The following is a 23,662-nucleotide window of genomic DNA, read 5'->3' as shown; positions in this document are numbered from 1 at the left end:
ACGCGATTTATGGGCATGGTTAAGAAGATTGTTCTAGGTTTTTTCTTAAATATCCTGATTTTTATAACGGCAATGATGACAATCTGGGCAGTGGATAAAAATCATGAAATTACTATACCGCATTATGAGTGGAGCTTTAGAGGTTCATTAGGATATTTTGACAATGCGAGTGTGCAAAGGGGTTATCAGGTTTATAGACAAAAATGTGCTTCATGTCACTCCATCAATGTGATGCGTTATGCTGATTTGCAGCAAATGGGATTGACTCTTGAGCATATTGATAAAATTGCCCATAGGGATCAGGTCATGGATGGCAAGGATAATCAAGGGCAGGATTATTACCGTCCAGCCAATGTAACTGATTATTTAAAAAAACCGTACTTTAATGATAATATTGCGAAAACAGCCAATAACGGTAAAATACCGCCGGATTTTTCACGTTACATGATGATCAGAAAAAACGGGGCCGATTATGTGATGGCTCTATTATTGGGTTATGAAACTGCACCATCAGGTTTTCATTTTGACAATAAAGCCTCATATTATAATCTTTATGCACCGCATCACCAGATAGGGATGAAACCTCCTTTGACTGATGGAGGTATTCATTATGAAGATGGCACGTCAGCAACTGTTGAACAACAAGCAAGAGATATTGTCATTTTTCTGAATTGGGTTGCACATCCCCATTTGACAGAACGTCATCGTATGGGAATAATGCTTTTTCTTTATATGATTTTTATCATTATTCTTGTATTTCTTATTAATCGTAAAGTGTGGTCAAATGTCAATAAATAGTCATACTCATGATAAGCCAGTCATTGGGGTTATCGGTGGTTCGGGATTATATAATATTTCAGGTTTGAGTGATCAGCAGTGGGTGGAAGTTGATACACCCTGGGGCAAGCCATCCGATCAGTTATTAAAAGGCACACTTGATGGTGTTTCATGTGTATTCTTACCGAGACATGGTCGGGGCCATGTATATTCTCCAACAGATGTGAATTATCGGGCGAATATTGCAGCGATGAAAAAACTAGGTGTTACGGATCTTGTTTCTGTTTCTGCTGTCGGTTCCCTGAAAGAGGAATTGTCCCCAGGTACATTTGTTGTGGTGGATCAATTAATTGACCGTTCACGTTTACGAACCAAAAGTTTTTTTGAAAAGGGATTGGTTGCCCATGTATCTCTGGCTGATCCATTTTGTCCTAAATTGAGGCAGATGCTGTATGAACAGGCAAAACAATTAGAAATCAAAGTTGTCAAGGGGGGAACCTATCTTGTTATGGAAGGCCCTCAGTTTTCAACACGGGCGGAAAGTCAGCTTTATCGTTCATGGGGTGCGTCGGTTATTGGTATGACCAATATGCCAGAGGCAGCTTTGGCGCGAGAGGCAGAAATCTGTTATGCGACAATTGCTATGGTTACCGATTATGATTGTTGGCATGAGGAACATGATGCGGTTAGCGTTGAAGCTGTTGTCAGAATACTGAAGCAAAATGCCAGACATGCTAGCTCTTTGGTTGAGAAATTTATTCCAGCTTTAGGGAAAAGACCTCAGGGGAACAGTGAATGTCAATGTAAACACGCCCTGGATTATGCATTGATAACGGCACCGGAAAAACGTGATCCTGTTTTGGTTGAACGTTTAAAAACGATTGCTGATCGGGTTTTATAATTTCATTTTTGAATCTACTCTGATCAATTTTTATAAACCAGAGTAGAGCTTGGATTATTTTGCAACGGGATAATCCGTATAACCTTCTTTTCCCTGACTGAACCAGGTTTTGCTATCAGATGGTTTTAGGGGGATATCATTTTTAATTTTGTGAACAAGGTCGGGATTGGAAATAAATGGTCGGCCGAATGAAACAGCATCCGCCTCATTGTTCTTGATAATTTTTTGAGCAGAGTGCCCATTATAGGAGCCATTAATGACAAAATTTCCCTTAAAATTTTTCCTCATTGCGGGAGCGATGGGGGGATAGAAATCCTGATCTGTAAGGGTTGACATGACGAAATTGTCTTCACCTGGTCGTGGTTCCCTCACTTCCAAAAAATTAATATTTTCTTTACTTAAAGCCTTTGAGGCGGCAATAAATAATGGTTCGGGATTACTGTCATGAACGCCTTGAATTTCTTCATTTGGTGAAAGTCTAACTGAAGTTCTGTCTGATCCCACTGTTTTGCAGACATTATGTGTTATTTCAATTAGTAGCCTGATTCTATTTTCAATACTTCCGCCGTACTCATCCGTTCTAAAATTGCAATTGTCTCTTAAAAATTCATCAATCAAATATCCATTGGCGGCATGTATTTGTACACCGTCAAATCCCGCTTCCATGGCATGATTTGCAGCTTTTATATAATCATTGATTAATCGGGGAATTTCTTCTTTGGGTAATGCACGCGCTTTTTCATACGGCTTTTTTCCTTCATATGTGTGTGCATATCTTGGAGCTGTGGTTGCTGATGCGGAAATAGGAGAAGGGTAAAATGATGGATGTACGGTTCGACCCATATGCCATAATTGACAAATAATATGACCCCCCTCATCATGAACAGCCTGGGTTACAGGTTTCCATGCCTCAACTTGCTGTTTATTCCATATGCCTGGAGCATATGCCCATCCCAATCCCTCTTGTGAAATTCCTGTTCCTTCTGAAATGATCAGACCTGCAGAGGCTCTTTGGCGATAATATTCTATCATTAAAGAAGTTGGAATATGATCCTTTGTGGCCCGTCCCCGGGTTAAGGGTGCCATGATGATACGGTTAGATGCTTTTATTGCGCCCAATTGAATAGAGTCAAATAAAGTAACCATTTAATTTTTCCAATATTATTATCTTGTTAAGTCAGTTTTATCTATTGACGTAAGCAAATGAACATAATGATATTATCATTAAAGATACGGGAAGGCTATTCATTCATTATTTTACTTGAAGTCAATATAGCCTTTTTCATCCTGAGTATACCAAATGGACGAATCATGTGGGACAAAGGGTTTGCCCGTTTTAATTTTTTCGACCAAATCCGGATTGGAAATAAAAGGACGACCAAAAGAAACTGCATCTGCTTGTCCCGTTTTAACAATTTTTTGGGCCAGTTGACCATTATACGTTCCATTAATAACGAAATTACCCTTGAAATTTTCCCGCATAGAAGGAAAAATCGGTGGATGATAGTCAGCATCTGTCAAATCTTTTTCCACATAATTATCTTTATTGCCGATTTGTGGTTCCCTGACTTCCAGGAAATTAATTTTTTCTCTACTCAACGCTTGGCTGGCAGCGATAAAAAGGCTTTTGGCATTGCTGTCAAATACACCCTGTACACGTTCATTTGGAGAAAGACGCACAGATGTTCGATCTGAACCCACCTCATGGCAAACCATTTTCGTAATCTCGATTAGTAGACGTAGGCGATTTTCAATTGAACCGCCATATTCATCTTGACGGAAATTACTGCTGTCACGTAAAAATTCATCAATCAGGTAGCCATTTGCGGCATGAATCTGGACACCATCAAAACCAGAGTCCATAGCATTTTGTGCCGCTTTGGCATAATCATTGAGTAATCTTGGAATTTCATCAACAAGTAAAGCCCTTGCCTGAACATAGGGTTTCTTCCCATCATAAGTATGTGCATGACCTGGCGCTGTGGTTGCTGATGCAGAAATGGGAGATGGATAAAATGAAGAATGTACTGTGCGTCCCATATGCCACAATTGGCAAATAATTTTACCGCCTTTATCATGAACAGCCTGGGTTATGGGTTTCCATGCTTCAACCTGTTCCTTATTCCATATACCAGGAGCATAGGGAAATCCCATTCCCTCTTGTGAAATTCCTGTACCCTCGGAAATGATCAAACCAGCTGTTGCCCTTTGACGATAATATTCAATCATCATAGGGGTGGGAATGTGATCTTTTGTCGCTCTTGAACGTGACATAGGAGCCATGATGATACGGTTGGAAGCTTTTATTGCGCCCAACTGAATGGGATCAAATAGAATAGGCATAGTGGTAAACCTCACTAATAATTATATTTTCAAAAAATAGTAGACCGGTCGTCTATTAATCTATGAAAAATTAAATATTATTGTCAAGAAGAAAGTTTGTGAAATGGAGGGCGATAGTAAATGCTGTAGACCGTTTTTGTATTTTCACCATTAAACTTGCTCCCAACCATTGTTGATATAGTTGTTGAGCTATAAAAAAATTGTCAGCCTGATTGTGAATGGAATTATCTTTTTGGCCTATGGCAATAATTTGTGCGATAAGGGATAATATCCGGTCGGTTCCTCTACAGAATGCCTTACGCATCGGTTCGGAATAATCCGTCACCTCAGAACTTAATTTAACGATAAGACAATGTCCCTCAAAATTATTGTCGCATTGTGAAAATTGCCATTTTTCCCAATATTTAAGTAGACGATCTTTTCCTGAAAGTGAAGAAGACTTAAGTAAGGACTGAAGAGCCATTATATAATTGTCAATATAGTGATCAATGACCTGAACGCCGTAATCTTCCTTGGAATTGAAATAATAATAGAATGAGCCTTTGGGAATATTTGCTTGTTTGAGAATTTCAGCTAAACCAACATTTGTAAAACCTTGGCTTGCAAAAAATTCCTGACCAATTTTCAAAAGAAGATTTTTTTTATTTTTAGCATTCATAAGACGATATGAGGTTACGGAAAAAGAGATTTGAGTCTGAAAGCACGTTATGTTATGTGATAAAATCTTTTGTAAGTAACTTACTTAATAAGTATTATTCTTTAAAATATATTGTAATTATACACAATAAATCAATCGATAAAATTTAAGTAACTTATATCTGTGCATAGGAATTAAATTTAGTTGACATTGTACATGATTATGGTTACCTTAAAACCAAATATAAGTGGCAATAATGCCACTGTAATATTTGGAGTAACGCGGCAAAAACGCGCGTAGTTAAAACCCATAATGCTGCTTTGATTAAGGGCATTATATAGAAATTATGGAGCGATCCAAATGACGAATTTTCGTCCATTACATGACCGTGTAGTCGTTCGTCGGCTAAACAGTGAAGAAAAAACTGTCGGTGGAATTATCATTCCAGATACAGCAAAAGAAAAACCTCAAGAAGGCGAAGTCATTGCCGTAGGTCCGGGAGCTCGTAATGAGCAGGGACAAATTGTTCCTCTGGATGTTAAAAAAGGTGATAAAGTTTTATTCGGTAAATGGTCTGGGACCGAAGTCAAATTAAATGGCGAAGAGCTTTTGATTATGAAAGAAAGCGATATTATGGGAATTGTAGGTTAATCCGCAATTTTTCACCAGCTTTTGATTTTGACTTTTTTTAAAGAATTTCTTGTAGGAGATTAAGATTATGGCAGCCAAAGATGTAAGATTTGGTGCTGATGCACGTCAACGTATGTTACGTGGCGTTGATATTCTGGCAGATGCAGTTAAGGTAACCTTGGGTCCAAAAGGGCGTAACGTTGTTCTTGATAAAAGCTTTGGTGCACCCCGTATTACCAAGGACGGTGTATCTGTTGCAAAAGAAATCGAGCTTGCTGACAAGTTTGAGAATATGGGCGCCCAAATGGTTCGCGAGGTTGCTTCAAAAACCAATGATGTTGCCGGTGACGGAACAACAACCGCCACGGTTTTAGCTCAAGCGATTGTTCGTGAGGGGTTAAAATCGGTTGCTGCAGGTATGAATCCTATGGATCTGAAACGTGGAATTGATAAGGCGGTTTCAATTGTTGTTGAAGAATTGAAGGCAAAAACAAAGAAAATTTCTACCCAATCCGAAATTGCTCAGGTTGGAACCATTTCTGCAAATGGTGAAAAAGAAATTGGTGATATGATCAGCAAAGCCATGGAAAAAGTTGGCAAAGAGGGCGTTATCACTGTTGAGGAAGCCAAAGGGTTGCAAACAGAACTCGATGTTGTTGAGGGAATGCAATTTGATCGTGGTTATATTTCTCCATATTTCGTTACAAACGCAGAAAAAATGACCGCTGATCTTGATAATCCTTTAATCTTGATCCATGAAAAGAAGCTTTCATCTTTACAGCCAATGCTGCCTTTGTTGGAAAGTGTTGTTCAAAGCGGTCGTCCGTTGTTGATTATTGCTGAAGATGTTGATGGTGAGGCATTGGCAACCTTGGTTGTTAACAAGTTGCGTGGTGGCTTAAAAATTGCTGCTGTGAAAGCGCCTGGTTTTGGTGATCGTCGTAAGGCAATGCTTGAAGATATTGCCATTTTAACCGGTGGTCAGGTTGTAAGTGAAGATATTGGTATTAAACTTGAAAACGTTACAATTAAAATGCTTGGTAACGCTAAAAAAGTCCATATCGATAAGGAAAATACAACAATCGTTGAAGGTACTGGTGACGTTGATCAAATCAAGGGACGTTGTAACCAAATCCGTGCTCAGATTGAAGAGACAACCTCAGATTATGATCGTGAGAAATTACAGGAACGTCTTGCTAAATTAGCAGGTGGTGTTGCTGTTATCCGCGTTGGTGGATCTACAGAGGTGGAAGTTAAGGAGCGTCGTGACCGTGTGGATGATGCTCTTCATGCAACTCGTGCAGCAGTTGAGGAAGGTATTGTTCCAGGTGGTGGTACCGCATTGGCACGTGCATCTTTAAGACTTTCCAATCATACTCACGAAAATGATGATCAACGTGTTGGTGTTGATATTGTTCGCAAGGCATTGCAAACCCCATTGCGCCAAATTGTTGAAAATGCTGGTGAAGACGGTGCGGTTATCGCTGGTAAAGTTCTTGAAAATGACTCATATAATTTTGGTTTTGATGCTCAGGTTGGAGAATATAAGGATCTCGTTCAGGCCGGTATCATTGATCCGACAAAGGTTGTTCGTAGCGCTTTACAAGATGCGGCTTCTGTAGCTGGTCTGTTGATTACAACTGAAGCGATGGTTGCAGAACGTCCAGAGAAAAAAGCTCCTGAAATGCCTGCAGGTATGGGTGGCATGGGCGGTATGGGTGGAATGGATTTCTAATTTCTCCCTTATTGCACAAAGGATAATAACTAAATAATTATCTTATCCTGAAAGGTTACTGTCAATAATGGCAGTAACCTTTTTATATATGTGAATATTTGATCACAATTATGAAGTAGTAATTATTAAATTAACCATATTAAATAGTCTTGAATAATATTGTAAATGAAATGTTGCGATATATTTTTTAAGTGTTTTATTCTAAATAATAAATAAATATTCTAAAATTTTAATAAATACTAAAAATTTATTTATATTTTATATTAAATTTACAATATATATGTTTTTTTTATTTAATAAATAATAATTATATTGACAGTTTATTTATTTTATGTGTCAAATAGTCCCATGAAAGTTTTCTTTCTGAATAGGTAAACGATTTATTCGTTTTGATTTTAACTCTATATCAGGTCTATGTTTCAAGGCTTGATATTCTATATATGATAAGGATGCGCGGTTATAATGTATACTGGAACCGTGAAATGGTTTAATCCTACAAAAGGATTTGGTTTTATTGTCCCTGAAGAAGGTGGCAAAGACGTTTTTGTGCATATTACAGCTGTTCAGGCTGCTGGACTTCGTGATTTGAAGGAAAATCAGCGTGTAAGCTATGATATTGTAACAGAAAGAGGTAAAGCTGCTGCAGCTAATCTCAAGCCTTTGTAAGATCGAAGCATACGATTACTGGTATTAGAGTTATCTATTTACCGTAAGCAAGCCAGCTCTTTTGATAAAGAGCTGGTTTTGTTGTTTATGATGATTTATTTTTCATAAAAAAGGGTCGTCTGATTGATTACCTCTTGTAGGCTCTGTCTTCGTATCGGAACATTTTTTGGGAAAGCGGACAATACACGAGTTGGTGTACGACGGTCCAAAATAATAAAAATTCCCTTGTCTGATTGAGTACGTATCAATCTGCCAAAAGCCTGTCTTAAGCGCAATCGAACAATTTGCTCATCATAAAGATTGGGTTTGTCTTTATAAAAATACTTTCTTCTTTCTCGATAAAGAATATCAGGGCGAGGCCAGGGTATTCTTTCAAATACAACAAGGCGTAAAGAATTACCTGGAATATTGATTCCATCCCGCATGGCATCAGTACCCAATAGACAGGAGCGCATATCATTTTTAAACAATTCAACCAGACTATTATTACTCAATGGATCGATATGTTGTGCAAAAAGAGAAATATTATCTTTTTCCAAAGATTCATTAATCTGGTGATAAATTGCACGTAACCGATGAATTGCTGTAAACAATCCCAATGCACCACCTTTGGAGGCCTTGAATAAATGCAGGTAGGCATGGGCCACTTCATTAATGGAATGAATATTAATGTCATTAACTACAAAAACACGGGCTTGCTTGTCATAATTGAAGGGACAACTTAATGCAGCTCTAAGAGGTTGAACGGGAAGATGTTCTGTCCCAACTCTTTGTTCGGCTGCTTGCCAGGATGCTTCTGTGTCATTGTTACTTTCATCGCGTAAGGTTGCAGAGGTGAAAAGCATACCTTGTATTGAAGGTGCCAGCATTTTCATCAATGGAATGGTTGGGTCAAGCCAATGATGAAATAAACCTACGTCTGTTATATTTTTATTCTTATGTTCAGATTTCAGAAATGAAACATGAGTTTTAGGTTGGCTATTGGAATGTTCTGGTTTATTCAATGAAGTCAAAAGATCCAACCATAGAGTTAAGGGAGTAACCGCTTTCCGGGTTAATGTTGCGTGAGTTGTCTCAAGTCTCTCAAGGGACATTTTGTCCAGAGAGTCTTTTTCATTATTTAATTTGGTTTCTATATTGCGTGTAAATTTTAAAAGACAGTTTAGCAATTTTTGAAAGGATTGAATTAAATTTGGTACAAGTGCAACTAATTCCGGTAATAGCGGATAGAGATCGCATTCATATTGTCTTGTTTCTGCGTAGGACTGATTGATAATTTGGTTACGGGAAGAACGGGCTTGTATTTGCTGATATATGAGGTAAAAGAAACGCTCAGATAAATTGGTTAGGTTTTCATCCTTATTGTCATGAAATGATGCAAGATGACTTGACCAATTTAAGGGGGGTAAAATAAAAGCGGAATCAATAATTTCTTCCAAATCCTTTTCAAGCGCTTTATTGCCAATAATTACGTCATGAATACGCTTTTTCAATCCTTTTGAACGTGTATTGTTCCCTTCATTTCCTAATAGCCATCGTCTCAATTCGCTGGTTTCAGTAGCCGAGAAAGCGGTTGAAAAAGCTGAATCGGCTGCATCCGATATATGATGGGCCTCGTCAAAAATCAAGCGGGACGGTAGATTACTTTCCCATTCAGGAGAGGCATTATCTAAAGACCAGGCAAAGTGGTTAATGACCAGGGCGTGATTTGCAATAACAATTTCTGCATTTTGGGCTCTGCGAATGGAATGTTCAACAAAACAAGTCTGGTAATGTGGGCAACTTGCATGAATGCATTCACCCCGTCTTTCAGCAAGAATAGATAATATTCTGTTGTCAAAAAGATCATGGAACCAGTTAGGCAGGTCACCTCCAAAAAGATCACCATCATTGCTTTGTTCAGCCCAGTTGCATAATAAAACAATGGCGATATTATTACCGTTACCATCATTTTTATTGAAATGAAGCGTAATATATTCATCTAAATTTAATAAACATAAATAATTCTCTCTACCTTTTCGGACCACAATTTTTTTCTTGCGGGTGGCAGGATCTGGATAAAGATAATGGAATTCATGTTCGATTTGCCTTTGTAAATGGCGCGTGTAGGTATTTATCCAAACTGTTCCTTTATTGTGTTCAGCCCATAAACTTGCTGGAGCAATATAGGCAGAGGTCTTTCCTGTACCTGTTCCTGCCTCGGCTAATACAATATTGGGTTTTCCCTGTTCCACACAAGGTTCAAATGCATAACGGGCAACATCTGTAAAATCAATTTGTCCAGCTCGATCTTCAGCGCCAGGTCCCAGAATTTCGGCCAAACGATTAAAGGTTTCCTGGCGTTTGACAGGAAATTGGCTGGGTTTGGGACGTGGGGAAAGTTCTTGCCATTTTGGTAATCGTTGCCATATTCTGAGCGCGTCAGAAGCTTGCAGTTGTTGCGCTGGTAACGGTAGAGAAATATCAAGTGCAGATAATAATATTGGAGCCCATAACCATTGTGCATGATAGAGGGCCGCTAGCCGAGCGGCAATCAGGTCTTTATTGCCATGATTATATTCTTCCTTGAATTTTAGGATAAGATAATCGCAGATAATTATTAAAAAATCAGCTTCAGGATTTAAAGGCATGGGGATTTTTAATGCATTGGCAAAATTTGTGACTGTATAGCCAAAGGATTGAACGGGAAATACAAATGCGGCAAGTTCAAGCAAATCAAGCCACCGGTCAGTATGAATGGTTTTTGGGGATTTTAGTTTACGGTAGGTATAAGATTTGTGTATGATCAGCAATTCAGTTGTTTGTTCAAGTTCAGCAATCAATGTCTGTAACGGTAAATTAAGAATTTCTCCATCCGTATTAAATAATGAAAATTGATTATCATGAATAATTAATGCGGAATAATCTTTTAAAACCATTTATTTTCTAACAATTCATACGTATATGATAATATATTGATTTTTATCCTGTTAATCTAACAGATAATAGTTTTTTAAATCCATATTTAATCAGAGGGCAGGCATTTTTATAGTGGCTGTAAAATAATGACAATAAACGATTTTTCTTCTTTTACTTCAATACCCAAAATATGGCCTTTCGAGGAAGCCGTAAAATTGGCTGAACATGTTCGGAATAAAAAAGATAAATCGGATAAACCCGCCTTGCTTGAAACAGGATATGGCCCTTCTGGTTTACCGCATATCGGAACATTTGGCGAAGTGGCTCGCACTTCTTGGGTCAGCCAGGCATATCAGGCCCTGACAGGGAAAAAAGCTGTCATTCTTGCATTTTCAGATGATATGGATGGTTTACGTAAAATTCCAGAAAATGTACCTAATCAGGAAATGTTAAAAGAACATTTAGGAAAACCTTTGTCAAGTATACCTGATCCATTTGGAACACATGAATCTTTTGGTGCACATAATAATGCCCAACTTTGTTCCTTTCTTGATCATTTTGGATTTGAATATGAATTTGTCTCCTCAACAGAATATTATCAATCAGGAAAATTCGATTCCGCTTTGAAAAGAATATTGGAAGTTCACGACAAGATAGTTGCTGTAATTGCACCGACACTGAGAGAAGAAAGACGGGCCACCTATTCCCCTGTGTTACCTGTCCATCCTGAAACGGGAATTGTTATGCAAGTTCCTATGGAAAAAATTGATCCGGTATCTGGAACTATTCAATGGCGTGATGGGAATGGCAAGCTTTTTGAAACCCCTGTTACAGGTGGATATGCAAAATTACAATGGAAAGCTGATTGGGCAATGCGCTGGTATGCCCTGGGGGTAGATTATGAAATGTCAGGAAAGGATCTGATTGACAGTGTTCGACTTTCAAGCAAGATTTGTAAAATTCTTGGTGGCACTCCACCAGCCAATCTAACATATGAATTATTTCTTGATGATCAGGGGCAAAAAATCTCAAAATCGAAAGGAAATGGACTGTCGATTGAAGAATGGTTGCGATATGGTCCCTCGGAAAGTCTTGCGCAATATATGTTTAATGCACCTAGACGGGCGAAAAGATTATTTTTTGATGTTATACCCAAGACTACAGATGAATATCTTAAACATGTTGAAAATTGGCAGAAATCAGAGCGGGAAGATGATAGTGTCGGACCCGCTGAAAAAGAAAAGAAATATGCTAATCCTGCCTGGTTCATACATGGAGGTGTTTTACCAAAAAAAGCGGGAAGTCCGATTTCATTCGCAATGTTATTAAATCTTGCCAGTGTTGCGAATGCGGAAAGAGCCGAGATATTATGGGGATTTCTTAAACGATATGATGAATCTGTATCGCCTGACAATAGCCCCATGTTGGCTCAGCTAGTAGAGAATGCCCTGGCATATTATGCTGATTTCATTCGTCCCCATAAGGTTTATCGTACACCGGATGAACGAGAGGCAAGGGCTTTGATTGAGTTATCTGTTGAATTGAAGAAATTACCAGCGGAAGAGCATAAACCTGATATTTTACAAAATTTGGTGTTTGCAATCGGTAAAAAATACGAATTTGAACCGTTAAGGGATTGGTTTGGTTGTCTTTATGAAGTGTTACTCGGACAAAAAGATGGGCCACGTTTCGGAATGTTTATCGCCGTATATGGAATAAAAGAAACAATAGAGTTGATTAACAAGGCGGTAAAAAGATAAATATAAGAAGATCGAAAGATTTTGCTTTATCAATTATAACATAGAAGATTCATGCAGCCATCGGATTTCGAAAAACTCAATAACACCCAGAATGATGGGAAACATTATAAAAACACGGGTTGGAAGATTCATTTAAAATATTGTTCTCGTATTATTGGTGTTTTGTTATTCGTGGCTGCAATTTATGTTGTGCAAAAGGAATTCAAACATCTCAGCCTGAAAGAGATTAAGCTATCTTTTGAACAAATTCCCACTTTTTCCTTGTTAATGGCTGGAGCGTGCACCTTATTGTCATTTTTTGTCCTGTCGTTTTATGATAAAATGGCTGTTAGACAAATTGGATACCGCTTGTCTTTTTTGAAAACTGCCTTTGCATCTTTTTGTTCCTATGTGCTTTCACATAATATTGGTTTGTCGGCAGTTTCTGGAGCAATGGTTCGTTTCCGGTTATATGGGAGTTGGGGGCTTAAGCCTTTAGAAATCCTTCAGGTTATCGCCTTTTGTTCCATTACCTATTTTATAGGTGTTGCGGTGCTAGTAGGCGCGTTATTAATATTTAAATCGAATTCATTACCAATCATTGGGCAGGCATTGCCAGGCTGGATATTTATTTTTATCGGAATTGTCGCGTGGTTAGGGGTCTTTGGTTATATTTTTCTTTCATTCCGATGCAACACGTTAAAAGTCTGGAAATATACTTTATCGTTTCCTCGGCCATCCATGGCTATTTCACAAATTGTTGTCGCAACTGCTGAAGTTATAATAACGGCTGCAATCCCTTATTGTGTCGTACCGTCTCATTCAATCATGACCGGTTATCCCGCACTTGATTTTATGTCTTTTATGGCGATTTATATCGCTTCCTATATTGCCGGGTTAATATCAAGTGTACCTGGGGGCGCAGGGGTGTTTGAGGGCAGCATGATATTGGCTTTAAAAAATTATATGCCAATGGCCAATATTATGTGTGTTATATTTGTTTTCCGGTTTTTGTATTATTTAATACCATTGTTTATTGCAGGCAGTATGTTTGCAGTGCATGAAATTTTAATTAGAAGCAAATCCATATTTGATAAGCCCAGAAAAAAGAATCTGTTACGATTCAATCCATCTCTATTCATTGATGAAAATCTGCGGGAGAGTGATGCGGCTTTTTCTGTAGCCATTGCAGCAGCGGCAGTTTTTATTTGCGCTTTGATTGATCTGGCTGTGCCTTTGTTTGATTCCGGATTGATTCTTCACGATGCAGGAACTTTTTCATTATTTATTGAACTTACAGGCGATTATATTTTATCGTTTTTAGGTCTTATCCTATTAACTCTTACGGTGTCATTAGTCCGTAGAATTACACTCGCATGGGGATTAAGTCTTTGTATTTTAATTGCATCAGCAGTAATTACGTTGATTATGGGAACTTATCTCATTATTCCGGCCATACTGACTTTGGTTGCGTTTTTTATTGCACCGTTTAGAAAATGTTATTATCGATCAGCCAGTTTAACGGATGCACCGTTTTCCAGCAAAATTATTGTAGAGGTTATTTTATTTTTAACCACTGTATTGATAATAAACTGGTTAATCCCGCAATCAATTGCTCAATATGGAGTTGTTCAGGTTTTTTTCTCTGGCAATATTTCAATCGCAACAAAAATAATTATTGCAGTGGTGGGAATAAGCGGAATTTTAATATTGTTTAAGCTTATGCTTCCAGCAAAAATAGTTTCATGGCCCTGGTCAGGGGAAACTAAAGAATTATATCGGGTTATGTCTGATACAGACAATAAATTACTGGATGATATTAAACCGAATGGTATCTTGATCTGCTCAAAGGAGGGAACGGCTATACCTTTTATTCGTAAGGATAATTTTTTAGTCGGAATAGGAGATCCCGTGGGTAATGAACGTGAAATTGTCAATACTATCTGGCGTCTTAGGGATTTGGCGTTACAGGAAAATCGGTCTATTGGTTTTTGGGGTGCGGGAAAAAAATACCTGACCATTTATCATGATTTTGGATTGGCGAGTTTGAAACTGGATAAAACGGACCATTTTGTTTGTTGTGAAGTCCAGTATGCTAGTTTTATGATTAATCTGATTGGTAAATTCAAAAAATCTTAAGTTTGAAAAGATAATGGATAATTTTTCTCAATTATGTAATTGGGCTGCTCCTTACCAGGATACGAGCTGAACAATGAGAAGTGGGTTATTTCAATATCGGGAATTTTTAACAGGTTATAATGATTCAACCATTGTTTGATATGTTCTTGAGGAAGGCAAGAACCTTTCCCCAGTGTAATATGGGGAACAAATTTTTGTTTTTGAGTTTTGATTTCTAATTGTCTTAAGATTTGTTCCACTTTTTTACGTAAATGAACCAGACTCTCAGAAGGCTGGATCCCCGCCCATAATATTTGGGTATTGGATGCTGTTTGAAATAGATTAACCTTATCAATTGTCAAATTGAATGAAGGGGGCGATATTTTTTCAAGTGTCAAATCAAGATCATTCAACAGATCATAGTCATTAATTTCACCTATAAAATTTAGTGTGAGGTGGTAGGTCCCAGGGTCATACCATCTTACATAGGTCAAACTACCTCTTAATTGACTTAAATGGCGAGTTACATAATTTGGGAAATCAATACCTATAAATAAGCGCATATGATCAATTCTGTTTTTATAATTCAACTCTTTGCGTATTAATTATGAATATAACATATTTTTTTTCAATGCTTGATATTTGGGCTGTAAATGAAATATATTATATAAGTCTATGAAAATTTTAATGAGTAAAGTAAATGGTATTTCGTCCTGATTCTTATAACAATATGACCAATGTCAATGCCAAAGTCGCATATGATGCAGGTCTTAGAAATTATATGCTTCGTATCTATAATTGGATGGCATCAGGGTTGTTGCTAACTGCATTAGTTTCATATTTGGTTGTTAACACATCTTTAGGTGATATATTTTATCATCCGGTAGTGATGGGATACAGAACCATTGGAATCACACCAACATTATTGGGTTATATCGCTATTTTTTCACCATTGGCATTTGTCTTGGTAATGTCCTTTGGGGTCAATCGTCTTTCAACGCAAGCTGCACAAACGCTTTTCTGGGTATTTTGTGGTGTCATGGGCGTTAGTATGGCAAATATCTTTTATGTATATACAGGTGAATCCATCGTAAGGACGTTTGTAGTCACAGCAGGTATGTTTGCAGGAATGTCTTTGTGGGGATACTCAACTCACAAAGATTTGACAGGTATTGGTTCTTTTTTAGGGATGGGTCTGTTTGGTCTTGTTTTAGCCATGGTTGCGAATATTTTTTTCAAAAGCGGACAACTAGGATTAATCATTAATATAGTTGGAGTGATCATTTTTACAGGTCTTGCCGCTACGGATACTCAACGTATTAAGCTTTCCTATCAAAATCTTTATCAATATGAAGGGTCTGATATCGTGCTTAAAGCCAGCGTTTATGATGCCTTAAGTATGTATTTGAATTTTATCAACCTGTTTCAGTTTATGCTGCAATTCATGGGTGTTCGTCAAAACGACAACTAAGCTTAAAATGACAGTTTTATGAATGTTGAAAATAGTGCTGATTTATTCAGCACTATTTTTTTTTGATTATAGCCATAATCCATAATCGATATTTAATAAGTGCTTGCTTATAAAGTGAGTTGTAATGGGATGTTATTTATAGTAAACAATTAGATATAAAATAACATTATACTAAGATCATGATTATATGTCTAAATTTAGAAAAAATTGTGGTCTTTTTATGAAGAATGAATTTTATATAAAAATTTAATAATATAAAACTGTTTTTTTATATGATTTCTCAATTAAAAAGAAGTTTTATAAAATAAACACGCTGATGAGTTGAGCGATGTCAGAATCAACGAGGCATAGAATGAAAAAATTATTACCGAAAATTACATTATCGGTAGTGGGTTTAACATCTACTCTTATGTTGGGTGGATGTAACTTGGTTTTATTTGATCCAAAAGGACCGATAGGACAAAGTGAGAAAGAATTGATTATGATGACGGTAGGGGCAATGCTTTGCGTTGTTATTCCCGTTATTATTGCAACCTTAATTATTGCAAGACGTTATCGTGCATCAAATACCAGTGCAACATATTCACCAAAATGGGATTTCTCACTTCCGATTGAAATATGTATGTGGGGAATTCCAATGTGTTTGATTGCTTTTCTTGCATATAAAACATTTGTTTCATCTCATGAATTGGATCCTTATAAACCAATCGCTGCACCTGCTGATAATCCACAAGTCAAACCAATTGATGTTCAGGTTGTTGCGTTAAACTGGAAATGGTTATTTATTTATCCTGAATATGGTATAGCCACAGTTAATCAATTGGTAGTACCTGTTAATACACCAGTTTCCTTCCGATTAACGTCCGATGCGACAATGAACTCTTTTTGGATTCCGCAGCTAGGGTCACAAGTCTATGTAATGGCTGGTATGCAAACTCAATTGCATTTATTGGCTTCTACAGAAGGTGATTATTTGGGGGAAACCAATAATTACAGTGGTGCTGGATATTCAGATATGAGATTCCGTACATTGGTTAAAGATGAAAAGGGATTTCAGGACTGGATTGAAAAAGTTCGTGCGTCTTCTCAAGACTTGAATAATGAAACATATGCTAAATTGCATGAAGATAGTATTAAAAATCCAGTTGAATACTATGCTCATGTTGAACCGGTTTTATTCGATACAATCATAGCAAAATATAACAATGGTATGGTTATGGATAAAGCTACTGGGCAAATGATTCATATGAGCTCAAGTCAATCTGGTGAAATGAAGCACGCAGAGGAATAGATAAATGTTAGGTAAATTAAGTCTTTCGGCTATTCCATATCATGTACCTATATTGGTAGGGACATTTATTGGGGTAGTTATTGTTGGATTGGCTGTTTTAGGAGCGATCACATACTATGGTAAATGGGGTGTATTGTTCAGAAACTGGCTTTTCTCGGTTGATCACAAGCGTATCGGTATAATGTACATCGTGCTTGCACTTGTTATGTTATTCCGTGGATTTGCGGATGCTATCATGATGCGTCTGCAACAGGCCATGGCTTATAATAGTCCTGGTTACCTGCCTCCATCGCATTATGACCAAATTTTCACTGCTCATGGTACAATCATGATTTTCTTCATGGCCATGGCATTTATGCAGGGTCTATTTAACCTTATCGTTCCTTTGCAGATTGGTGCTCGTGACGTCGCTTTTCCATTTATCAACTCATTAAGTTTTTGGTTAACGACTGCTGGTGCTATACTAGTTAACATCTCTTTGTTTATTGGTGATTTCTCGACTGCTGGTTGGTTGGCCTATCCACCTGTTTCTGAATTGCAGTTCAGTCCTGGCGTAGGGGTAGACTATTATATCTGGGCTGTTCAGATTTCCGGTGTTGGAACGCTTTTGACTGCTGTTAACTTTATAACTACAGTTGTCAAAATGCGTGCCCCAGGAATGACATGGATGCGTATTCCTGTTTTCACATGGACTGTTATTGCATCTTGTATCATGATTTTTACGACATTCCCTGCCTTGACAGTGGCTGTGGCTGAATTGGCACTGGATCGTTATTGTGGAATGCATTTCTTTACCAATGATGGTGGTGGAAATGTAATGTTGTATTTGAATCTGATCTGGGCATGGGGACATCCTGAAGTTTACATTCTTGTAATTCCTGCCTTTGGTGTTTTCTCGGAAGTTGTTCCTGTATTTTGCAAAAAACCATTATTCGGTTATGCAACAATGGTTTATGCAAGTTTGGCGATTACGACCTTGTCCTTGCTGGTTTGGGTTCACCACTTCTTTACAATGGGTGCCGGAGCAAATGTTAATACCTTTTTTGGTATCATGACGATGATCATTGCCATCCCAACAGGAGTTAAGGTCTTTAACTGGCTCTTTACCATGTTTAGAGGACGTATCGAATTTACTGCACCAATGTATTGGACAATCGGATTTATGATTGTTTTCGTTATTGGTGGTATGACCGGGGTTATGCTGGCAATTCCAGCCAGTGACTTCGTTTTGCATAATAGTGAATTCTTGATTGCTCACTTCCATAATACTATTATTGGTGGTGTTTATTTTGGTTATGTCGCGGGGATGAATTTTTGGGCTCCAAAAGTAACCGGTTTCAAGATGAGTCAGAAACTTGGTAAGGCCGCATTCTTTTTCTGGTTCTTTGGATTTTTCCTTTCATTTGTTCCATTATACATTACCGGATTTGATGGAATGGTTCGTCGTTTGAATCATTATGACAATCCCAATTGGCATTTCTGGTTACAGATTGCCTGTGTTGGTGTATTTTGTATCCTTTGTGGTGTTGTTTGCCAATTATTACAGATTTTCCTTGGTATTATTAACGCGAAAAAACCTGAAAATATTGATGTAACGGGTGATCCATGGGATGGTCGTAGTCTTGAATGGTCAACTTCTTCTCCAGCTCCTGTTTATAACTTTGCTCATATTCCAGTTGTTCAATCACGTGATGCTTATGCATATAATAAAGAGCATGGAATTGATACACGTCGTACGTCTGAAACCTATAAGGATATTCTTATGCCTAAAAACACGTCTGCAGGTTTTTGGCATGGCATGTTTGCATTGGTTCTGGGATTTGCGGCAGTTTGGCATATCTGGTGGCTTGTGATTGTTACCGTAATTCTTAATTTTGTATTAGCTATTGGCTATAGCTTTAAAGATGATAAAGAATATGTCATTCCTGCTTCAGAAGTTGAACGTATTGAAAAAGAACATTCTCGTAAACTTATGACACAGGTGGCTGAATAATGGCTGAGAATATGAGTACAACGATGTCAAATACTTCACAAAATGTTCATGAACACGAACATGAGCATGAAAATCATTCATTCTTTGGCTTTTGGATGTATTTGATGTCGGACTGCATTGTCTTTGGGTGTTTATTTACCAGTTATGCGGTTTTAAGAAATCAGTTTGCTGGTGGTCCAACCAGTAAAGAAATGTTTGAACTGGGGCGAGTGGCTATTGAAACTGCCTTGCTGTTGACAAGTTCACTTACCTTCGGTTTCGCGATGATTCAGGCGCGTCGTAACAGTAACAATGGAACACTTTTATGGATGGTGGTTTCAGCCATTCTTGGTTTAGGGTTCCTTGTTTTGGAAGTTCAAGAGTTTATCGCTTTTGTTCAACATGGTGCCTCACCAACCGTTAGCGCTTATTGGTCGGCATTCTTTACACTTGTTGGAACGCATGGCTTACATGTTACTTTGGGTCTGATTTGGATGACGGTTCTGATGATTCAATTGGTAACAAAGGGTCTAAACAAAACAATGATGCCAAGATTGGCTTGTATGAGTTTATTTTGGCATTTCTTGGATATTGTTTGGATTTGCGTATTTAGTTTCGTTTACCTGTTGAGTATGGCATAATGACAGAAAATCACACTACAGCCTCAGAAGAGGCAGGACACGGCTCTGTAGCATCCTATATAGTCGGGTATGTATTATCGATCATCCTTACGGTAATTGCTTTTTATATCGTTATGGAACATATGTTTTCAACGATGGCTACTGCAACTACGCTTGGGGTATTGGCAGCATTACAAATTATTGTTCAGTCAGTATTTTTCTTGCATGTCAGTGTGTCTCCAGAAAAACGTGTTGATTTGGTAAGTTATGCATTTTCGCTTTTCGTAGCAATCGTTATTGTATTTGGAACGTTATTCGTAATGCATAATGCAAGTTATAACATGATGTCTCGATAATTATATTTACGTTTTGTCCTGTAAATCATTATGGGGCAAAATGAAATCAAGTTATAAAAAAACCCTTTATCAAATGATAAAGGGTTTTTTATTGATTAAAGACAGATATACATTAGCTCTTATGCGGTTCCCGGGAAAGCATATCCTTTTTATCAGGCTTTCCGTTCCATTCATCAGCATCCGAAGGTGTATTTTCTTTTCTTGTAATGTTTGGCCATGATTTGGACAGTTCAGCATTGATCTCAATCCAGTCGGTAGAACGATCATCACTGTCAGGGAATATAGCTTCTGCAGGGCATTCAGGTTCACATACTCCACAATCGATACATTCTTCTGGGCTTATAACTAGAAAATTTTCACCCGCATAGAAGCAGTCGACGGGACATACTTCTACACAATCCATATATTTGCAGCGGATACAGTTTTCTGTGACCACATAGGCCATTGTTTTCTCCGATTCATACTAGTTAAATAAGGGTTTTTCCCTAAATAATTGTTTTTCTTAATTATATAAAATAGCTTACTTATATAAGTTAGGTATCATCTTGATGACTAACAAGAAAATTATTCATTTTCTTTATTACATCAAAATCTATTTTTCAAGAATTTCTTTGTATAAAGAGTGACATAATTTTGTTGAAACTCTTCGGGTTGAAAAACCCAAGACCTGTATTACCCTGCTACTATTATTCCAGGGAATGGTAATGATATCGTTTTTTTTTATTAAAGTTGCAGGTTTGATAACTGATTTTGAATTTATTTTTATAATTTCGTTTTTAATCGAGAAATAACTAATCGATCGGGATTTATATATTCTAGCATGCCAAAGCCAGATATCAATACGTTGACAGGTTAGCTCAGTTTGATAGTTCATGTACGATTCAAAAGAAAGTTTTTAAGAATGTTAAATGGATTATCTTGGGTAAGATGCGTCATATGTTTAATTTTGCGCTGTTTTTTTATTTTAATTTTTTTAATTAATAAGGGTGCTGGAGGGCCAAATTTTTCATATGTTAATTTTTCAGGTTTTTTGGGTTGCAATTTTAGAGATTTAAGTAGTGGAATAATGTTATCATTATAATATGGAACAGGTGCTATCCATTTTTTATGAAAACAAACAGGATGTTTTTTTGACGCTTTCTTAAGCTTGAACGTCAATTTTTCTGCAATATCCAATCTGATGATCTGTTTATTGGCAACAAGCCATCCCATCTTGGCAACAAGATTTTTGTTCATTGTCGAAGAAGTTAAATAAGCAACTTGTTTAGGTGAAAGTAAAACAGGATTAGCAATCTGTTCATTGAGTGTGAGGAGTGTATGTCGTAAATAATATTGTTTTTCTTTAAAAAAGTTTTCGATATAAATTGCGTGATTTCCATAATGAATCTTGTAATGTTTCAATTGTTTAATTGTGTCTTTTGACAAATTGAAATATTGTTCAGTCCATAAAATGCCTCCATTTTCATAAAGTTGATGCAGAATTCCACGTAGTTCTGATGTGTTGTTATCATTATCCAAGGCATTAAAAAAATTTGGAAATAATCTTCGATTATAATTTTCTAAAAATTCTTTCAATCTTCTCAAGATTAAATTTTGAAAAACTTGTTGAATTAAATCCTTATTTAAAAGGCAGATATCTGGATGAAAAAAATCCTTGCCTTTTTTTAATTGAGCGATTGGTGATTTTTGCCATGATATAATTTTTTTATCATGATCTATCATAAATTCTTTATCATTATCGTGAATTAATCGATTAACCTGTTGAGGGATAAATTTTTCAATCGATTTATTAATTTTTTTTAAAATAAAAGAGCGTTCGTCTTTATGGATTGAATCCGGAAGTTGAAAACAAAATCCCCGAATTTTACCAATAAACTCGCCATCAATTGAAATATTCCCTTCATTTGTTATAGAGGTAAAGGCATTTATTTGTTTAGAGTGAGATAAATGATGGATAAGGTTTGTGACCCTTTGATTAACGAACTTTGATACCAAACTGTCATGTAGCGCGTCGGAAAGTTTTTCTTCTATCTCTTTTGTTTGGGTGTGCCAATAAGATGATGATTCTACCCAATTATTTTTTGTTGTTAAAAATGAATAGATACGAATACTGGCAAGTCTCTGCATTAAGGTATCGATGTCCCCCTGCAAATGATTTAGCTGTTGAATTTGCTGATCAATCCAATTTTCAGGTATATGGCCTTGTTTGATCAAAAAAAGGAAAATTTGTTTACATATCCGTGCATGATATTCACTGCCAATTTTTTTAAAGTCGGGTATTTGACAACATTCCCATAACAATTCAGTTTTAAATTGTGACGTACATATTGAACGTACTTCATGGTCTTGGATAAGATAAGATAGGTTTTTAAGATCAGAAGAATATTGACCAGTTATAAGCTGTGGAAACAGTGAAGGTGTGGATAAGGTGGAAAAAAGTGTCAGGGGATTTTGAAAATCGAGATCATGATTACGCCAATAAATTTGTTTTATGGGATCGAAAGCATGATTTTCTATGGCATTGACAATTTTATCAGAAATTATTGGACAATTCGCGGTTATGCCAAATGTTCCATCCTTTGAGCCTCTCCCAGCCCTACCTGCAATTTGAGCAATTTCACTTGGATAGAGATTACGCATCTGTCGTCCATCATATTTTGATAAATTCACAAAAGCGATATGATTGACATCCATATTCAAACCCATGCCAATTGCATCGGTGGCAATCAAATAGTCAACCTCTTTATTTTGATAAAGTTCCATTTGTGCATTACGAGTACGGGGAGAAAGTCGTCCCATGATAATTGCACATCCACCTTTTTGACGCTTGACCAATTCTGCAATGGCATAAACTTCATGGGCTGAAAAGGCAACAATTGCACAACGTGGTGGCAATTTTGTTAATTTGGTAAATCCATTATATACTAATGATGAAAGTCTTGGCCGTGTTTGTATTTCGATAGATGGAACAAGTTTTTTCAAAATAGGGATGATTGTATCAGCTCCGAGAAAAATTGTTTCATATGTTCCGCGGCAATGAAGAAGCCGGTGGGTAAAAATGTGTCCACGATCTGGATCTGAACAAAGCTGAATTTCATCAATGATGACAATATCAACGGGTATATGAACAGGCATTGCCTCAACAGTGCAGGAAAACCATTTTGCCTGGGGTGGGACAATTTTTTCCTCACCTGTTATAAGCCCGACATTTTTTTTTCCTTTGATTTTAACCATTCGGTCATAGTTTTCCTTGGCAAGAAGCCTTAGGGGAAATCCAATGATTCCGGAAGGATAAGCAAGCAAGCGTTCAAGGGCTGTATAGGTCTTGCCAGTATTTGTTGGTCCAAGTATTGCTTTGATTTGTGTCATTATAGATAATTTATATCAGCTGTTTTTGATAAGCGTACAGGATAATAGATAAATTAACTAGATAATCATTCAATGATAATTATAAATTACAATTGTTTTGAGATTTTATTTTAATTAATAATTAAATAATTAATTTATT

20 protein-coding genes are annotated in these 23,662 nt (G+C 37.0%); 12 read left to right on the top strand and 8 right to left on the bottom strand.

All coding sequences use genetic code 11. From position 1 onward, the window contains the following. Nucleotides 1-15 precede the first annotated feature (15 nt). The gene (locus D9V35_RS05835; RefSeq protein WP_162988594.1) at nucleotides 16-798 is read left to right on the top strand and encodes a cytochrome c1; all 783 of its coding nucleotides are present in this window, start codon (nucleotides 16-18) and stop codon (nucleotides 796-798) included. Further along, nucleotides 785-1,678: an S-methyl-5'-thioadenosine phosphorylase gene (locus tag D9V35_RS05830; RefSeq protein WP_122123740.1), complete on the top strand. Its 894-nt coding sequence runs from the start codon at nucleotides 785-787 to the stop codon at nucleotides 1,676-1,678. Before D9V35_RS05835 ends, D9V35_RS05830 begins: the two co-directional genes overlap by 14 nt. 54 nt (nucleotides 1,679-1,732) lie before the next feature. Here D9V35_RS05830 and D9V35_RS05825 read toward each other — a convergent pair whose 3' ends face one another. The 3 genes from D9V35_RS05825 to D9V35_RS05815 form a co-directional block, all read right to left on the bottom strand. Further along, nucleotides 1,733-2,824: an alkene reductase gene (locus D9V35_RS05825; protein ID WP_122123739.1), complete on the bottom strand. Its 1,092-nt coding sequence runs from the start codon at nucleotides 2,822-2,824 to the stop codon at nucleotides 1,733-1,735. Nucleotides 2,825-2,935: 111 nt separating this feature from the next. Beyond that, nucleotides 2,936-4,021 carry an alkene reductase gene (locus D9V35_RS05820; RefSeq protein WP_122123738.1) on the bottom strand — a complete coding sequence of 362 codons (1,086 nt, stop codon included), beginning with the start codon at nucleotides 4,019-4,021 and terminating at the stop codon, nucleotides 2,936-2,938. A 70-nt stretch (nucleotides 4,022-4,091) separates the two neighbouring features. Continuing rightward, nucleotides 4,092-4,679 carry a TetR/AcrR family transcriptional regulator gene (locus D9V35_RS05815; protein ID WP_122123737.1) on the bottom strand — a complete coding sequence of 196 codons (588 nt, stop codon included), beginning with the start codon at nucleotides 4,677-4,679 and terminating at the stop codon, nucleotides 4,092-4,094. Nucleotides 4,680-5,018: 339 nt separating this feature from the next. On the opposite strand from D9V35_RS05815, the gene groES reads away from it, so the two are divergent. From groES to D9V35_RS05800, 3 genes are all read left to right on the top strand, one after another. Continuing rightward, on the top strand, nucleotides 5,019-5,309 hold the full coding sequence (gene groES, locus D9V35_RS05810) for a co-chaperone GroES (RefSeq protein WP_110438197.1): 291 nt from the start codon (nucleotides 5,019-5,021) through the stop codon (nucleotides 5,307-5,309). A gap of 67 nt (nucleotides 5,310-5,376) precedes the next feature. Continuing rightward, the gene (gene groL / locus D9V35_RS05805; RefSeq protein ID WP_110438196.1) at nucleotides 5,377-7,023 is read left to right on the top strand and encodes a chaperonin GroEL; all 1,647 of its coding nucleotides are present in this window, start codon (nucleotides 5,377-5,379) and stop codon (nucleotides 7,021-7,023) included. Between the two features lie 462 nt (nucleotides 7,024-7,485). After that, nucleotides 7,486-7,689 (top strand): cold-shock protein, encoded by a 204-nt coding sequence (locus tag D9V35_RS05800; RefSeq protein WP_110438195.1) that lies wholly within the window; start codon nucleotides 7,486-7,488, stop codon nucleotides 7,687-7,689. 95 nt (nucleotides 7,690-7,784) lie between these two features. Here D9V35_RS05800 and D9V35_RS05795 read toward each other — a convergent pair whose 3' ends face one another. Further along, the gene (locus D9V35_RS05795; RefSeq protein WP_122123736.1) at nucleotides 7,785-10,607 is read right to left on the bottom strand and encodes an ATP-dependent DNA helicase; all 2,823 of its coding nucleotides are present in this window, start codon (nucleotides 10,605-10,607) and stop codon (nucleotides 7,785-7,787) included. Nucleotides 10,608-10,733: 126 nt separating this feature from the next. Between D9V35_RS05795 and D9V35_RS05790 the strand changes: the two genes are divergently transcribed. After that, nucleotides 10,734-12,347 (top strand): lysine--tRNA ligase, encoded by a 1,614-nt coding sequence (locus D9V35_RS05790; protein ID WP_122123735.1) that lies wholly within the window; start codon nucleotides 10,734-10,736, stop codon nucleotides 12,345-12,347. A gap of 51 nt (nucleotides 12,348-12,398) precedes the next feature. Continuing rightward, nucleotides 12,399-14,465 (top strand): lysylphosphatidylglycerol synthase domain-containing protein, encoded by a 2,067-nt coding sequence (locus D9V35_RS05785; protein WP_122123734.1) that lies wholly within the window; start codon nucleotides 12,399-12,401, stop codon nucleotides 14,463-14,465. On the opposite strand, the gene thpR is transcribed toward D9V35_RS05785, so the two are convergent. After that, complete coding sequence (gene thpR, locus D9V35_RS05780) at nucleotides 14,462-15,007, bottom strand: RNA 2',3'-cyclic phosphodiesterase (RefSeq protein WP_122123733.1); 546 nt, start codon at nucleotides 15,005-15,007, stop codon at nucleotides 14,462-14,464. The two genes, D9V35_RS05785 and thpR, sit on opposite strands and share 4 nt — an antisense overlap. A gap of 137 nt (nucleotides 15,008-15,144) precedes the next feature. On the opposite strand from thpR, the gene D9V35_RS05775 reads away from it, so the two are divergent. The 5 genes from D9V35_RS05775 (at nucleotide 15,145) to cyoD (ending at nucleotide 20,154) form a co-directional block, all read left to right on the top strand. Beyond that, the gene (locus D9V35_RS05775; protein WP_122123732.1) at nucleotides 15,145-15,915 is read left to right on the top strand and encodes a Bax inhibitor-1/YccA family protein; all 771 of its coding nucleotides are present in this window, start codon (nucleotides 15,145-15,147) and stop codon (nucleotides 15,913-15,915) included. 352 nt (nucleotides 15,916-16,267) lie between these two features. Then, nucleotides 16,268-17,206 carry a ubiquinol oxidase subunit II gene (cyoA, locus tag D9V35_RS05770; protein WP_110438189.1) on the top strand — a complete coding sequence of 313 codons (939 nt, stop codon included), beginning with the start codon at nucleotides 16,268-16,270 and terminating at the stop codon, nucleotides 17,204-17,206. 4 nt (nucleotides 17,207-17,210) lie between these two features. Beyond that, nucleotides 17,211-19,199 carry a cytochrome o ubiquinol oxidase subunit I gene (gene cyoB / locus D9V35_RS05765; protein ID WP_110438188.1) on the top strand — a complete coding sequence of 663 codons (1,989 nt, stop codon included), beginning with the start codon at nucleotides 17,211-17,213 and terminating at the stop codon, nucleotides 19,197-19,199. Continuing rightward, nucleotides 19,199-19,819, top strand: a complete 621-nt coding sequence (gene cyoC, locus D9V35_RS05760; protein ID WP_196424137.1) for a cytochrome o ubiquinol oxidase subunit III — start codon at nucleotides 19,199-19,201, stop codon at nucleotides 19,817-19,819. The genes cyoB and cyoC overlap by 1 nt, the downstream gene beginning before the upstream one ends. Further along, on the top strand, nucleotides 19,819-20,154 hold the full coding sequence (gene cyoD, locus D9V35_RS05755; protein ID WP_110438187.1) for a cytochrome o ubiquinol oxidase subunit IV: 336 nt from the start codon (nucleotides 19,819-19,821) through the stop codon (nucleotides 20,152-20,154). The genes cyoC and cyoD overlap by 1 nt, the downstream gene beginning before the upstream one ends. A 112-nt stretch (nucleotides 20,155-20,266) precedes the next feature. Here cyoD and fdxA read toward each other — a convergent pair whose 3' ends face one another. The 3 genes from fdxA to D9V35_RS05740 form a co-directional block, all read right to left on the bottom strand. Beyond that, a complete protein-coding gene (gene fdxA, locus D9V35_RS05750; protein WP_110438186.1) occupies nucleotides 20,267-20,599 on the bottom strand; it encodes a ferredoxin FdxA in 333 nt (110 codons plus the stop codon). 147 nt (nucleotides 20,600-20,746) lie between these two features. Continuing rightward, complete coding sequence (locus D9V35_RS05745) at nucleotides 20,747-21,028, bottom strand: RNA-binding S4 domain-containing protein (RefSeq protein WP_122123731.1); 282 nt, start codon at nucleotides 21,026-21,028, stop codon at nucleotides 20,747-20,749. Further along, complete coding sequence (locus D9V35_RS05740; RefSeq protein WP_122123730.1) at nucleotides 21,025-23,523, bottom strand: helicase-related protein; 2,499 nt, start codon at nucleotides 23,521-23,523, stop codon at nucleotides 21,025-21,027. Before D9V35_RS05740 ends, D9V35_RS05745 begins: the two co-directional genes overlap by 4 nt. Between the last annotated feature and the right edge of the window lie 139 nt (nucleotides 23,524-23,662).

This window comes from Commensalibacter melissae (assembly GCF_003691365.1).
GTDB classification, from domain to species: Bacteria; Pseudomonadota; Alphaproteobacteria; order Acetobacterales; family Acetobacteraceae; genus Commensalibacter; species Commensalibacter melissae.
Note: the sequence above shows the minus strand (reverse complement) of the source record. Positions and strands in the feature narration are given on the sequence as shown.